This is a genomic window from Parashewanella hymeniacidonis, assembly GCF_016900895.1.
In the GTDB taxonomy this organism is placed as follows: Bacteria; Pseudomonadota; Gammaproteobacteria; order Enterobacterales; family Shewanellaceae; genus Parashewanella; species Parashewanella hymeniacidonis.
In genome coordinates, this window is the sequence record NZ_JAFEUN010000049.1 from 1 (window position 1) to 13,249 (window position 13,249).

Below are 13,249 nucleotides of genomic sequence, written 5' to 3' on the forward strand. Positions count from 1 at the left end.
CAACTCAATGAATGATATCAACAGCATGACATGATGATTAGATCGGTCAAATGATCGTGAAAAATAGTGAGTTGAGTGCAGGTATTTTGTTCATTTAACTTTCAGAGTGCTGAATAGTTACGAAACATTAAGGTTGCGATGTTGATTTGTAATCGAGGCGGGAAAACTGCTCGGGTATTGCTGTTCTCCACTGATACCGATTTGGATGCGATGACTTTAATTGCTTATTACAAAGCTCGATTTCAGATAGAGTTTGTCTTCCGAGATGCGAAACAGTTTACAGGATTGATGGATTGCCAAGCTCGTAAAAAAGAGGCGATACATACACACATTAATGCCTCTTTAACTGCGTTAAATGTACTGAAATTTGAAGATGCGATGACCAAGGGTTGTCACTCTGAGTCCGTGATATCAATAGCCAGTTGGAAGCGACGTAAGTTTAATCAATACTTGATGAAAATCATTTTTGACAAGTTAGATATCGACCCGAGTAACGAAAAAGTATCTCAAGTCATCAGTGAACTTGAAGAGTTCGGGGTTATTGCAGCATAAAACTGTCCGCAGTATTGATTTTAAATAGAACTGCTTAATACCTCTTTTTCGTAATTGTTAACTATTATTAATGTAGTTTTTCAGTTGTTTGATTCTTTATGCTTATGTTTTTCGGCTGATTATGCTAAATTGTGATGGTAATTTGGTCTGACCAATTTGGTCGGGTAAAAGGCATTCCTATCGGTAATTTTTGAGGTTTCTATGGCGGTAAAGAAAATTGTCATTGTAGGTGGTGGGGCAGGTGGTTTAGCTTTAGCATCGAGATTAGGACGTAAGCTTGGGAAAACGGACAAGTTTGATATTTGCTTGATTGATAAAAGCCCTGTACATCTATGGAAACCCAAATTACATGAAGTCGCTGTTGGTGCCATCGATCGTTCTATAGACGGTTTACTGTATCGAGACCATGGCCTTAAAAATGGTTACCGCTTTATTCGTGGTGAGTTTACGGGGTGTGATGTTGACAATAAGACAATTGATTTAGCACCTGTTTACGCTGAAGACGGTGAGCTTCTATTGTCATCTCGTAATATTGATTACGATATTATGGTTTTAGCATTAGGTAGTGTTTCGAATACATTTGGGACACCTGGTGCCATTGAGAACTGTATTTTTCTTGATAACCTTCTCAGTGCAGAATTTTTCCATCAAAAGTTGTTAGATGCTTTATTGCAACTCAGTGAAAGTGAAGATAAGAAACTGAGCATAGGGATTGTGGGTGCTGGTGCAACAGGTGTAGAGCTTGCTGCAGAGTTGTTCCACGTAATTGACTCGGTAAAAGACTTTGGTTATGACAACGTTTCTGATGGTCATTTAGATGTTCACTTAATTGAAGCTTCACCCAAGATTTTACCTCAATTACCAGAGCGCATCAGTGCCAGAGCTCAGTCTTTGCTAGACCGAATTGGAGTTAAATTGCATATTGGTGTACAAGTTCAAGAAGTTACTAAAGATGGTTTTATAACTCATGATGGAAACCTAATACCCGCCAACATCAAGGTTTGGGCTGCTGGAGTGATGGGCCCTAGTATTTTTGCAAAATTGACTCAACTTCCTGTAACCAAACGCAACCAAATAGAAGTTGACCGTTTTATGAAAGTTGACGGTGTTGAGGATGTTTATGTTATCGGTGATTGTGCGGCTATGGAGCTTCAGGATGGAAGAATGTCACCGCCGAGAGCACAAGCTGCGGATCAAATGGCGCACCGTTTACATAAAAATTTGGTGAACAAATTTAAAGGAAAGGCAGAGAATGAATTTGTCTATAAGGATTATGGGTCATTAGTTTCTTTGAGTCGATTCTCTGCTGTTGGTAATTTGATGGGCAGTATGCGTTCTGGAGAGTTTTTTGTTGAGGGGCACATTGCACGATTTATGTATATGTCACTTTATCAACGCCACTTATCCAGTCTATACGGTTATTTTTCTGCTTTAATTTATCGTTTCGCACAAAAACTACTTCGCTGGCACCGACCTAAGCTTAAACTTCATTAAAATGGCTTTAGCAGTTTCCAAGTGCTGGTAAACTGCTATTCAAAGTGTTCTAACATAAAGTTGATAAACGCTCTTACCTTAGCTGAAAGGTTCTTGCGGCTTGGGTAAATTAAGCAAAACTCAATATTGTCTTTTGGTAAGTGACTGAACAGTTCAACCAATCGTCCTGTCGCAATAGCTTGCTCTGCGAGTGCAACTGGTAGTCGAGCGATACCTATACCTTCTATGCATAGCCGCATAGCTATATCTAAATTATTTGCTGTAAAAACACTATTCAATTCAGCTTTAAGTTGCTGATTATCTTTATCTTTGTATAACCAAATATTCGGCGTCTTGTGATTGCTGTAGGTTACGGCCTTATGTTGGCTTAACTCAGTGGGACACTTTGGCAAACCTTGCTCTTTTATATAGTTTGGAGCTGCAACGGTTACGCTATAAGAGCTTCCGAATTTACGACTGATTAGACTAGAGTCTTCTGCGGTATGGACGGCGCGAACAGCAACATCGATGCCTTCGGTAATTAAATCTACTTTTCTATCATTGAGCTCCACATCCAGAATAACTTTTGGATACGCTCTCATAAAGCGAGCAAAGATTGGGCTGAGTTGAACAATGCCAAAACCTACGGGGCAACTGATTTTTAGTTGACCTTGTGGTTCAATTTGCTTCCCTTCTAAACCATCTTGTATTGCTTCAGCACTTTCAATGATCTGTTTACAGGTTTGATAATAAAGTTGGCCTTCTGGGGTCAACTTTAACTTGCGAGTTGTTCTTTGGAGTAAACGAACTCCGAGCCTTTGCTCCAGTTTATTGACTTCTTTACTAATATAAGATGTCGAATGCCCGCAATTTTGGGCCGCCATAGTAAAACTGCCATTATCAACAACGCTGGCGAAAATCACCATGCCATCAAGTAATTCTGATTTCATCACCAACAACCTTATTAGGTGTTATTTGGAAATAATTTATACCCAATGAAGGGATTAATCATTGCTAGGAAATAGTCTAAAGTATTTCATATATTCATTCAGTTAGGAAAGAACAATGAAAGTTTTAGCTATTGGAGCCAGTAACAGTCGAAATTCTATTAATCAGACATTGGTAAAGTATGCCGCTAGTTTAGTCAAAGGCGCTGAAGTGAACGTAGTGGATCTTAATGAATTCGAAATGCCAATCTTTAGTGAAGATCGAGAAAAAGAGCTCGGCTCCCCTCAGCAAGCACAACAGTTTTTTAAACTCATCGGTAACTCTGACTTAATCGTAATTTCTTTTGCAGAACATAATGGTTCATACACCGCTGCTTATAAAAACGTATTCGATTGGACTTCTAGAATCGATATGAAAGTGTTCCAAGGTAAAGCCGTTATCATGCTTGCAACATCACCTGGTCCAGGCGGTGCAAAAAGTGTATTAACGACAGCAGAAAATTCAGCTCCCCATTTTGGTGCTGAAGTCTTAGGTACGATTTCATTAGCAAGCTTTTACGACAATTTTGATTTTGAATCTGGTAAAGTCGTTAACAATGAGTTCAATAAAAAACTAACAGATGTCATTGAAACTTTAAACTGAACGTTTGAAAGGTTAAAAAGTACTTTCTCTTGATTTTGAAATGAGCTTTATGACGTATACCCATGATACCTGAAGATGCTCGATTTCAGCGAGAATGCACAACTTGTTAATCAAGGCGACGGTGTGCGGCAATAGTGAGCTATTGTTAGCACTGGCAACGAAGAGTAACAAGTTGTGCAACTCGCACTGCGTGGACTTCTAAGCGCCAATTCTTCTTTGTTACATTAGCTCGAAAGAATCCCGATATTCCTTCGCTAATGCGCCTCAAAGAATTGGCGCTGAAAAAGTCCTGAAACATGCATCTTCAAGTATCATAATGGGTATATAAAGCTTAAAATTAAAATCAAGAGGCAGACATCTCATGCTTCATTGGGCTACTGATTAAAGTTATTAGCCTTTTGTTATGGAGTGAAAGCTGAGATAAATAACATAGGCTTTGAGTTATCGCTCATGTCTCCATAATAAATGCAAAGTTGAGATTCTTGGTTAAGTCGATTGACTTTTTTTATAACGGTTGGTTCTTTATTTAGCTTATCTTTATTTTGATCCCAAAACTTATTAGCTTCATTTATTGCTGTTGCTGGACTGTCTTTGAGTTGAAAGTCTTAATCCTACGACATAAATGAGTATTCCATTTGTTGATGGTCACATTTCATAAGCTAAGTATCCGTCATCTTTAGGTATAGCGCATGGAAAAGGGGATAGAACATTTTTTAAATCTTGTGATGTAGGGCACGCAAAGTTGGCAGCAGGTACATCATTGGTAGAAGAAGCACTTGGCTTAGGGAGATTGTTAGGACTAACTTCATTTTTATTGGTACTACTTCCGCCGCAAGCCGTTAAACCAACCACTGCAGAGCAAAAATCAAAATAAGAAACCTGATAGAACTTTCTGTATCAGGTTGAATTTCATGCATCTTATCCCGCTATATAAATATTGAACAGGATTCTAAAGTTAGATGTTTATCTATCTTCAATAATGATGAATAAAGCTTAATCATCGAATTGAGCAAAAATAGATGCAAAGATATTATGAAAATAATAATGGAAAACAGAAGTTATGATAACTAAATAAGAGAGAAGTATTGGAATGGTGCCGACACCAAGAGTCGAACTCGGGACCTACTGATTACAAGTCAGTTGCTCTACCAACTGAGCTATGTCGGCATTCCAATATTCTTCTTTAAAAGAATGGTGCCCGAACCCGGAATCGAACCAGGGACACGAGGATTTTCAATCCTCTGCTCTACCGACTGAGCTATTCGGGCAAATCTAACGCTCTTAATTAAAAGAGTAAAAATGGTGCCGACACCAAGAGTCGAACTCGGGACCTACTGATTACAAGTCAGTTGCTCTACCAACTGAGCTATGTCGGCGTATTCTTAAATAGAGTTCTTTATAAAAAAGAGTCTTACTTAAAGAATGGTGCCCGAACCCGGAATCGAACCAGGGACACGAGGATTTTCAATCCTCTGCTCTACCGACTGAGCTATTCGGGCATTTGATGAAGTTGTATCAAGTAATTTATAACTCGTCTCCTTCAAAGCGGGCTAAATAATATAGCGAGAGGTTCTGTGCTGCAAGCTCTTTTTTTTAAAATTGTTTCGATTGTTGAGTTAGTGTTCAATCTGCTTAAATAAACGTGATTTTGATAACGCTATGAACGTTTTTACAGCAGGAGATAGCCAGCGGTTGCTACTCCAAATCATATTTAAGGTTAAAGAAAGATCAGGCCCTGCCCAATCTAATACAGTGAGTTTTCCAGCGTCTATGTCCTTTTGCGCAGAAATTCGACTAATGGCCGCAATTCCTAGCCCCATGCTTACACAAGACTTGATTGCTTCAATGCTGACAAATTCTAAATATTTTATTTGTACAGGTTTTACATCGTTCAAAGCCGTCAGAAATTTTTTCCTATATTGGCAGCCTTGCTCAGTAAGAAGGATGGTTTCACCTTTAAAATCTTCAGCTGTAATCGAATTGCGGGTAACTAAAGGGTGGTCTGGTGCAGCAATGACAACAATTTGCTCCTTTCTTAAAGCGAACTTTGAAAACCGCTCTGCAATATCTTCATGACCTAAAGTAAAAGCGATATCGACCTGATGATTGATGACTTGTTCAGACAGTCTTCTTACATTTAACGAACTTACAAATAGGTTCACTTCAGGAAATTGTTTACTGAACTCGGTAATAAGGGGGGGAAGACGATAGGTTAGCACCGTTTCATAAGCTGAGATATTGAGCTTACCAACGACGCTTTGGGTCGAGCGAACGGCGGTTTCAGCTTGTTCACGTAAATTAAACAGCTGTTCCGTATATTGGTAAAGTTGAATGCCTGCTTGAGTAAGTTTTACATTTCTGCCATGTCGGTCAAACAGTTTTACATTAAGCTCAGTTTCCAGAGCTTTAATATGAGCCGTTACCGCCGATTGAACGTAGCAAAGAATATCAGCAGTTTCTGAAAAACTTTCTGTTCGTGCAGCGGTTCTGAATGTCTTTAATTGCTTAAACTCCATCGTTTCACCTGTGTAAAACACTTCACAAAAAATGATACTAAAAATCAGTATATATCAATATCGCATATTGCCTTGTGATACTACACTGAGACTCCCTTTATTTTGGATATGAGATTGTGATAATGACAGCGCAAAGACAAGGTATTTTAATTGCTCTTTTTTGTGTGTTGGTTTGGGCTTCAACAGCAAGTGTTTTGCGCCTGAGTCATAACTCACTAGATCATTTTCAATTTTTATTTTGGTCGAGCCTTTTTTCGCTAATTGCCGTTACTGTAGTCTCTTTTTATAAAGGGACTTTATCTACACCTTTCAAGTATCGAAGAATAGATTGGGTGATGACTATCGGTGTCGGGTTTGTTGGTACATTTTTATATTACTTGTTTTTGTATGAGGGCTTTTCTGAGGGTAAAGGAATTAATGTCATTATCATCCAATACACATGGCCGCTAATGTTGTCGTTTTTATCGGTGTTTTTATTTAAAGAAAGCCTTAATTGGCGAAAGGTTATTGCCACAACGTTAGGTTTATGTGCTGTTGTTATCGTACTTTCTAAAGGTAGTGTGGATGATTTTTCGTTACAAAACCCAAGATTACTTGGTTTCGTAGCTTTAGGCGCGCTTTGTTTTGCCATATTTAATTTAGGCATGAAACATTTAAAGCTTGAAGCTACGAGCCTATTCGTGGTGTTTTTCAGTGTAGCGACTCTGTGCTCTTTTATTGCGATGTTAATTAAATCCAAGTTCATATGGCCACAGGGGCTAGATTGGTTCTCAGTGATATTTGTGGGAGCTTTAATTAATGGCTTGGCTGACTTGATTTGGATGTGGGCTTTAAGAAAGTCAGATGCATCTTGTTTAGCACCGTTTGTTTATTTTACGCCAATATTAGCAATGATGTACTTAATGGTTTTTTTTCACGAACCCTTCTATCCAGCTTATGGAATAGGGCTTGTGCTCATTGTTATTTCCGGATTATTAAGCACGAATATGAAAGTTAGATTATTAAAGCGCAAAAAAATTCAGGCAGCCTAAGCTGCCTGAAAGTCTTAACTCTGAATGGAATTACAGAGCGTTTTTGAAGATTTGGCAGATTTCTTCATGAGTAGCTTGTTTAGGGTTAGTGAAACCACAAGCATCTTTAAGTGCGTTATCAGCAAGAGTTGGGATGTCTTTTTCTTGAACACCAAGCTCTGTGAGTGAAGCAGGAATATCGATAGAAGCTGCAAGGCTCTTAATTGCATCGATAGCTGCCGCAGCGCCTTGTTCATCACTTAGACCTGTAACGTCAACACCCATTGCAACAGCAACGTCTTTCAATAAGTTAGGAACAACTTTTGCGTTGTACTCTTGAACATGTGGAAGAAGCAATGCGTTACAAACACCGTGTGGTAAGTCGTAGAAACCACCTAATTGGTGTGCCATAGCGTGAACATAACCAAGGCTTGCATTGTTAAATGCCATACCCGCTAAGAATTGTGCGTAAGCCATTTGCTCGCGAGCATCAACATTTTGACCGTCTTTAACTGCAGTTGTTAAGTTGTCACGGATAAGCTCAATAGCTTTGATTGCACATGCGTCTGTGATTGGGTTAGCAGCGATAGAAACATAAGCTTCGATTGCATGAGTCAATGCATCCATGCCTGTTGCAGCAGTCAATGCTTTAGGCTTTTTAAGCATAAGCTCTGGATCGTTTACAGATAAGATAGGCGTAGTGTTTTTGTCAACGATAGCCATCTTGATATGACGTTCTTCATCAGTAATGATGCAGAAGCGAGTCATTTCACTTGCAGTACCAGCAGTTGTGTTGATTGCAACTAATGGAAGTTGAGGTTGTTTAGAAACGTCAACACCTTCGTAATCTTTAATGCTGCCACCATTAGTTGCAACAAGAGCGATGCCTTTAGCGCAATCATGTGGAGAGCCACCACCTAGAGAGATTACGAAGTCACAATCGTTATCTTTTAAGATTTTTAGACCTGCTTCTACATTGCCCATTGTTGGGTTAGGCTGAGTACCGTCAAAAATGAAAGCTTCAATACTCACGTCGGCAAGTTTAGCAACTAAACCGCCAGCAATACCGATTTCAACTATTGGCTTATCAGTTACGATAAGTGCACGTTGAAAGCCCAAAGTTTGGATATCACCAATTGCATCATCTACAGCGCCTTGTCCTAGTACATTCACTGATGGGATAAAAAATTTAGCAGCCATTCTCTCTCCTACAAATTTAAAGTTAATTTTTTAAAAAGTTTTAATTCTCTACTGAGTATTAAATTAACAATGAAACTAAGGAGGTAAAGTGATTTAGATCTAAATTTTTGCGGTTTGTATTTTTTTATATCAAAAATGTCGTTGTGGTCAAGTCGGGCGGTTTTTTTTGACCTACGACGTGTTAATTCGAAAGAGTTTGCCATGCTCACAATTCTAAAGGTTAAGTCAAATTATTCAGCTTTTACATCAAGAGTAACTATAATGAAACGTAGTTAAGTTACTGGTTTTTGTTAATGAGTCGAGAATTTAAATTCACTCTACAACCGAGAGAAGGAAGTCTAGATTTCGTCTCTGGTAATCTTGAAGAGTTGAAAAAAATAGATGCAAGGAGTGAATTTGTTTTTAAGGTTGACTATAAGGGAAACCTTGAAAGTAGCAATTCGCCAAAAACATTCCTTGTAAGAGCTATTTCCTCAGAAAACAAAGAGCAAACCGATCCACAATCACAAGATTCAGATCTTAAATCACGCACTCTTGAATTTCTTGAATTTACCGAGAATGAGGGTTTTATCAGTCTTGAAAAAACGAATGAAAGTAAACAACTCAAGAGTTGGTTTTTAGCTAGGATTGGTAAAGTTTCACCAGAAACCCCTGAATTACAAAAAAATGACAATGCAGTAAAAGTAGAGTGCGAGTTACCCAAAGATACTGAATTGAAAAGATCCTCTAAAAAAATAGAAGTCGAACAAATTCGGGACAAAACGGTTGGGTTTTCTGGCGGTTTAAATATGTGCTTTGCTAATTCAGCATTAAAACAATTATTACTCGAGCCCGGGAATCAAGAATTAGCAATGTTAAGTATCCCACATTCCGTGCACCCGTTAGCGAAAGCATTTCAAAGTTTGTCAAACGTTTTTCATGATATTAGAGCTGGCAACAGACATCCAAAGAGTATTTATCACGTTTCGAAAGCGTTTTTTTCAGCGTTGATAGATTTTCGCTCCAGTAATCCAAAAGGATTAAAGGGAGCTGATTTGTTGGCATATCAAAAGTTAAAGGGCTCGATAGCTAGGTGGTTTCAAAGGGAACAAGATGCAATGGAGTTTTCAGATAGCTTGTGTCAACTGCTAAGGCTTAATAAGCATGAAAATACGATTTATGAGAGAAATCGATTCGAATTAACACCACCTTCTGAAAGCATGCATTTTACTCATGTGCAATCACAAAAGCCTGAGTTAGGTGCTTTTAAAATGATTTACCCAAAAGGAAAGCTACTTGCAGAGACCTTCAGTGAAGAAGTGGAAGCTGATAAAGAGTCTTTTATAACTGTGGTAAAAGGTCAATACTCCAAAACCAAAGACGCTTGTTTATACAATAGTTTCGGTTGTGCAGCTATAGATGAAGTGAAATCAATCAGGCTGTGTGCAAGTGTTTTTCAGCACCCTAATATTAGAAAAGTAGAGGGTGGGCACGCCTTATTTGATGAAGACGATGACAGTATTTGCCTTAAGTTCAGAAAAAATCTTGATATTGAAGAAGGTCAAAAGGAAAGCTATACCGATCCTACGGTTGAGGTCGTTTCAGCTAATTTTAAAATTCATACTGTTGTTTTTCATGTGGGAGGAAATACGGTAAACAGCGGTCACTACTTCACTCTTGAAAATTTAGGAGACAAATCCTGGCTGATACACGATGGATTGTCTATTAGTATTTATGAAGGCACCATGAAGCAATTTGTTTTAAATAATCGCCAATGTGTTCCTTACTTACTGAACCTGGTCAAAGTATAGTTTTACCATTCAGGTTTTCCTCTCATCACTCAAATCAGTTGTGAACAATATTTAATCGAAACTAATTCTGACTATTTATAAACTTAATGGATCTTAAATTAATCAATAAACAGTTTTGATATGTGTGCTGAAAGGTTGCTCTTACAAATGTTCAACAGCCGACAGCAAGGGGCTTTACCTGAGTTTATTGAAGATGTTTTCCAAGACTTTGTAGTTATACATTGCATAAATAACTCAGCAGAACCTTCTTATGCCGTTAGTAGCCATACTCAAGTTGAACCTAAATTTGAAGCGTTTGTTAATAGCGATACACGTAGTATCAAATCAAATTCTGGAGCCACTTTTCAATGTTGGAGTGTAGATAAGAGCTCAACGGATATACAAAAACTCACGCCGGGGTTTGAAAGTGAAGGGGGTAACTGTTTTGCTAATGCGGCATTAAAGCAACTAATTTTAGGCTCTGCTGGGTATGAGGTTTCTCCAACTAAAGTGCCTGTATTTGCCGGTAAGCTAGCTCAATCGTATAAAAAATTAAATGAACTGTTCTGTTCGTTTAGAGTAGGAAAATGTGACCAAAGAGAAATAGATCGTGCTCGAACAGCGTTTTTTTAATGAAATAAAGAAATTGAAGGTAGTAAAATATGAATGATTAGATGAAAACCAAAAAGTTGCACTCAAATATTTGGGTGAGCAATTTAAAAACTTTGGTGTGAGGCAATGGGGTGCGCAAATATTCTCTGATGCCATTTGTCAATTTTGTGGGTTGATCAGTGAGGATAATACGTTGTTTCTGCACCACATATATGGGTATATCATCTTGAACAAAGCTGGAAAGGACAGTTAACGATTGAATCAAATGCAAAAGAGAGCGGTTAATTTTTATCAATTGATGTGGATGGTAAAAACTTATCTGATATTTTATCTAGTGAATTTCAATCAACCCATGCATCAAGAGTCGAAGTTACAGGCGATGATGGGAATATTAAACAATTGGCTTCAACGTCAGTGAGTTCATCGATTAGATGTAAGGCGAGTGAGAAACTAAAGTCACTAAAAATTCAGGCAAAAATATTTGCTGGAGTAGACAGAAGAAAACCCATAGAACCTTGCGCACTTTTTACGGATAGTGATGACCACTTAATAATATCAATCGTTGATTCATCGTTGGATTTTAAGTTCCTAGATTTTAGGATAAGAACCGTTATCTGCCACATTGGTTCTCGCTCAGTTAATAGTGGTCATTACTTCACTCTTGAGAATCTAGGCGACCAAAGGTGGTTAGTTCACTCTGATAGGAGCATTAAATTTTACAAAGGAAATTTAAAGGCGTATTTCACTCATAACTTTAGCACTCTTCCTTACCTATCCGATTTAGAGAAGAATGTTGATGAGTTGACTGATTATTGATTTTATCGATGTTTTTATTAGTATTTTATTGTAGAGTAAAAGCACTACTTCTTCTTTGAATGTTAATGATGAACAATCGAAACTTCTTCCAGAATGGATTTACTTTAATTGAGCTTGTCGCCGTTATTGTACTTTTGGGTATCCTTGCTGTTGTTGCCGCTCCTAAGTTTATTGATTTTTCTTCTGATGCCCGTAAAGCCACATTAGCGCAAACAACCGGAACCATTAAAAGTGCAATTCAAATGGTACATGCAAAAGCTGTTATAGAAGGTTTAGATAGCTTAGAAAGTTCGACCATACAAATTCAAGGTAATTCGGTACAAATAAGTTATGGCTATCCTAGTGCCAGCATTTCACAAGGGCTTGTTTTGGCGGTGAATATTGGGAAAGTAAGCTATTATGGTAAGTTTTCTAATAACGCTGAAAGCGACTGGGTAACTCAGGGAATGGGTAGTCGAGTTGCAAATGGAGTTTCAAGACCGGCTATGGATATTGGATTTGGGGATTTATCAAAAGATGGCAGTGGCTCGGATTTAGGTATTCAACCAATGGCTACGGGATGTTATATGCGTTATTTCGCCGCGAAAGGAACAACACCCGCAACAATTGAAATGACAACCTCGGGTTGTTAAACCTTAATCTTGCCTGTCAAAATGCCATATTTCACTAAGAGCTCGTCTTGCGACTCTTTATGATTTGGGTCTGGAGCAATACAATCGATTGGACAAACTGATACACATGTTGGTTTGTCATAATGACCAACGCATTCGGTGCAAAGAGCTGGTTCAATCTCAAAGATTTCTTCGCCTAAACTGATCGCTTCGTTTGGGCACTCAGGGTCACACATATCGCAATTGATACAACTGTCATCAATTAATAATGCCACTTTGTTGATATTCCTCAGTAAAATACAGTAATAATAAGGGTTTCAGAGAATGTACGTTATAGGAACGTGATTACTTTGAGTTACCTAAGATGTCACTATTTTACTATAAAAAGCAGGGTGTGTGTAACAGCAATCATATTGAGCAATTCACCTGTTTATAGAAAATTAATTGAATTGTACTAAGTTTATATTTTGCCTTTATAAAATTTTATACAATGATTGCTAGTTTTCAGTTCACAACTTTTGATAAAATCCTTCAATATCATTTTTTAAGCCTTTTATTAGAAAGGTTACATTAGCAAGGATGCGCCTTCTGAGAGAGGCGTTATGTCAGTAGTATACAGAGAGCTCGATGGGCGAGAGTACCTTCATGTTCATCGAAAGGTAAATAAAGAAGAATTTAATCGGTTTATTAATGTTACAGGCCTTTTAGGTAAAGAGCTTGCGTTAAAAAAGTACGAAGCTAAACAGTTAGACAATGAGCTTGCAGCTAAACAAATATCTTCGAATAATTCATTAATGTCTATGTTTTGCCATCCTGACGGCAAGTTGAAACATATTATTATTGTTCCACCACAAAAAAAATCAGGTTGGGCTGTAAAGTGTGTGATAAACAAGAAAAAAAGAGTGGTTTTTGTTAAGTCGTTGTCAATTGCGAAACACAGCCTAGATAAAGCAATTTGTATGATGTTCGATTTAGTTGCAGCCTTTTTTGAAGTGCCCAAAAAATCAGTTAATTATTCTGTCTTGCTTGCTTTGTACACGTCACAACTTAATGAGCGGTATATTGAGTTAAAGAAGGAATATGATTCTAAGTAAAGTTTA

Annotated in this window: 14 protein-coding genes and 4 tRNA genes; 10 read left to right on the top strand and 8 right to left on the bottom strand. The window is 37.9% G+C overall.

The window, feature by feature from the left end; genetic code table 11:
• Positions 1-141: 141 nt before the first annotated feature.
• On the top strand, positions 142-552 hold the full coding sequence (locus JQC92_RS11200; protein WP_204999739.1) for a transposase: 411 nt from the start codon (positions 142-144) through the stop codon (positions 550-552).
• A gap of 201 nt (positions 553-753) precedes the next feature.
• Entirely contained in the window at positions 754-2,046 is a 1,293-nt protein-coding gene (locus JQC92_RS11205; protein ID WP_204999740.1) for an NAD(P)/FAD-dependent oxidoreductase, read from the top strand.
• A gap of 35 nt (positions 2,047-2,081) precedes the next feature.
• Here JQC92_RS11205 and JQC92_RS11210 read toward each other — a convergent pair whose 3' ends face one another.
• Complete coding sequence (locus JQC92_RS11210) at positions 2,082-2,975, bottom strand: LysR family transcriptional regulator (protein ID WP_204999741.1); 894 nt, start codon at positions 2,973-2,975, stop codon at positions 2,082-2,084.
• A 115-nt stretch (positions 2,976-3,090) separates the two neighbouring features.
• Between JQC92_RS11210 and JQC92_RS11215 the strand changes: the two genes are divergently transcribed.
• Together JQC92_RS11215 and JQC92_RS22890 are read left to right on the top strand one after the other, a co-directional pair.
• Complete coding sequence (locus tag JQC92_RS11215; protein WP_204999742.1) at positions 3,091-3,615, top strand: NADPH-dependent FMN reductase; 525 nt, start codon at positions 3,091-3,093, stop codon at positions 3,613-3,615.
• A gap of 742 nt (positions 3,616-4,357) precedes the next feature.
• Complete coding sequence (locus tag JQC92_RS22890) at positions 4,358-4,489, top strand: hypothetical protein (protein WP_276315795.1); 132 nt, start codon at positions 4,358-4,360, stop codon at positions 4,487-4,489.
• Positions 4,490-4,706: 217 nt separating this feature from the next.
• Here JQC92_RS22890 and JQC92_RS11220 read toward each other — a convergent pair.
• The 5 genes from JQC92_RS11220 to JQC92_RS11240 all read right to left on the bottom strand — a co-directional run bounded on the left by JQC92_RS11220 (position 4,707) and on the right by JQC92_RS11240 (position 6,131).
• Positions 4,707-4,782, bottom strand: a tRNA-Thr gene (locus JQC92_RS11220).
• A 25-nt stretch (positions 4,783-4,807) separates the two neighbouring features.
• A tRNA-Phe gene (locus JQC92_RS11225) sits at positions 4,808-4,883 on the bottom strand.
• 32 nt (positions 4,884-4,915) lie between these two features.
• Positions 4,916-4,991 (bottom strand) — tRNA-Thr (locus tag JQC92_RS11230).
• Positions 4,992-5,038: 47 nt separating this feature from the next.
• A tRNA-Phe gene (locus JQC92_RS11235) sits at positions 5,039-5,114 on the bottom strand.
• 117 nt (positions 5,115-5,231) lie between these two features.
• Entirely contained in the window at positions 5,232-6,131 is a 900-nt protein-coding gene (locus JQC92_RS11240; RefSeq protein ID WP_204999743.1) for a LysR family transcriptional regulator, read from the bottom strand.
• 122 nt (positions 6,132-6,253) lie between these two features.
• On the opposite strand from JQC92_RS11240, the gene JQC92_RS11245 reads away from it, so the two are divergent.
• A complete protein-coding gene (locus JQC92_RS11245) occupies positions 6,254-7,162 on the top strand; it encodes a DMT family transporter (protein ID WP_204999744.1) in 909 nt (302 codons plus the stop codon).
• Positions 7,163-7,192: 30 nt separating this feature from the next.
• Here the strand turns inward: JQC92_RS11245 and yiaY are convergent, their stop codons facing one another.
• On the bottom strand, positions 7,193-8,341 hold the full coding sequence (yiaY, locus tag JQC92_RS11250) for an L-threonine dehydrogenase (RefSeq protein WP_204999745.1): 1,149 nt from the start codon (positions 8,339-8,341) through the stop codon (positions 7,193-7,195).
• A 293-nt stretch (positions 8,342-8,634) separates the two neighbouring features.
• On the opposite strand from yiaY, the gene JQC92_RS11255 reads away from it, so the two are divergent.
• The 4 genes from JQC92_RS11255 (at position 8,635) to JQC92_RS22895 (ending at position 12,170) form a co-directional block, all read left to right on the top strand.
• A complete protein-coding gene (locus JQC92_RS11255) occupies positions 8,635-10,131 on the top strand; it encodes a hypothetical protein (protein ID WP_204999746.1) in 1,497 nt (498 codons plus the stop codon).
• Between the two features lie 147 nt (positions 10,132-10,278).
• On the top strand, positions 10,279-10,743 hold the full coding sequence (locus JQC92_RS11260) for a hypothetical protein (protein ID WP_204999747.1): 465 nt from the start codon (positions 10,279-10,281) through the stop codon (positions 10,741-10,743).
• 279 nt (positions 10,744-11,022) lie between these two features.
• Positions 11,023-11,538: a ubiquitin carboxyl-terminal hydrolase family protein gene (locus JQC92_RS11265; protein ID WP_204999748.1), complete on the top strand. Its 516-nt coding sequence runs from the start codon at positions 11,023-11,025 to the stop codon at positions 11,536-11,538.
• A 65-nt stretch (positions 11,539-11,603) separates the two neighbouring features.
• Positions 11,604-12,170 carry a pilus assembly FimT family protein gene (locus JQC92_RS22895; RefSeq protein ID WP_276315796.1) on the top strand — a complete coding sequence of 189 codons (567 nt, stop codon included), beginning with the start codon at positions 11,604-11,606 and terminating at the stop codon, positions 12,168-12,170.
• On the opposite strand, the gene JQC92_RS11275 is transcribed toward JQC92_RS22895, so the two are convergent.
• On the bottom strand, positions 12,167-12,424 hold the full coding sequence (locus JQC92_RS11275; RefSeq protein WP_129948064.1) for a YfhL family 4Fe-4S dicluster ferredoxin: 258 nt from the start codon (positions 12,422-12,424) through the stop codon (positions 12,167-12,169). The two genes, JQC92_RS22895 and JQC92_RS11275, sit on opposite strands and share 4 nt — an antisense overlap.
• A 327-nt stretch (positions 12,425-12,751) precedes the next feature.
• Between JQC92_RS11275 and JQC92_RS11280 the strand changes: the two genes are divergently transcribed.
• Positions 12,752-13,243, top strand: a complete 492-nt coding sequence (locus tag JQC92_RS11280; RefSeq protein ID WP_204999750.1) for a hypothetical protein — start codon at positions 12,752-12,754, stop codon at positions 13,241-13,243.
• Positions 13,244-13,249: the final 6 nt, after the last annotated feature.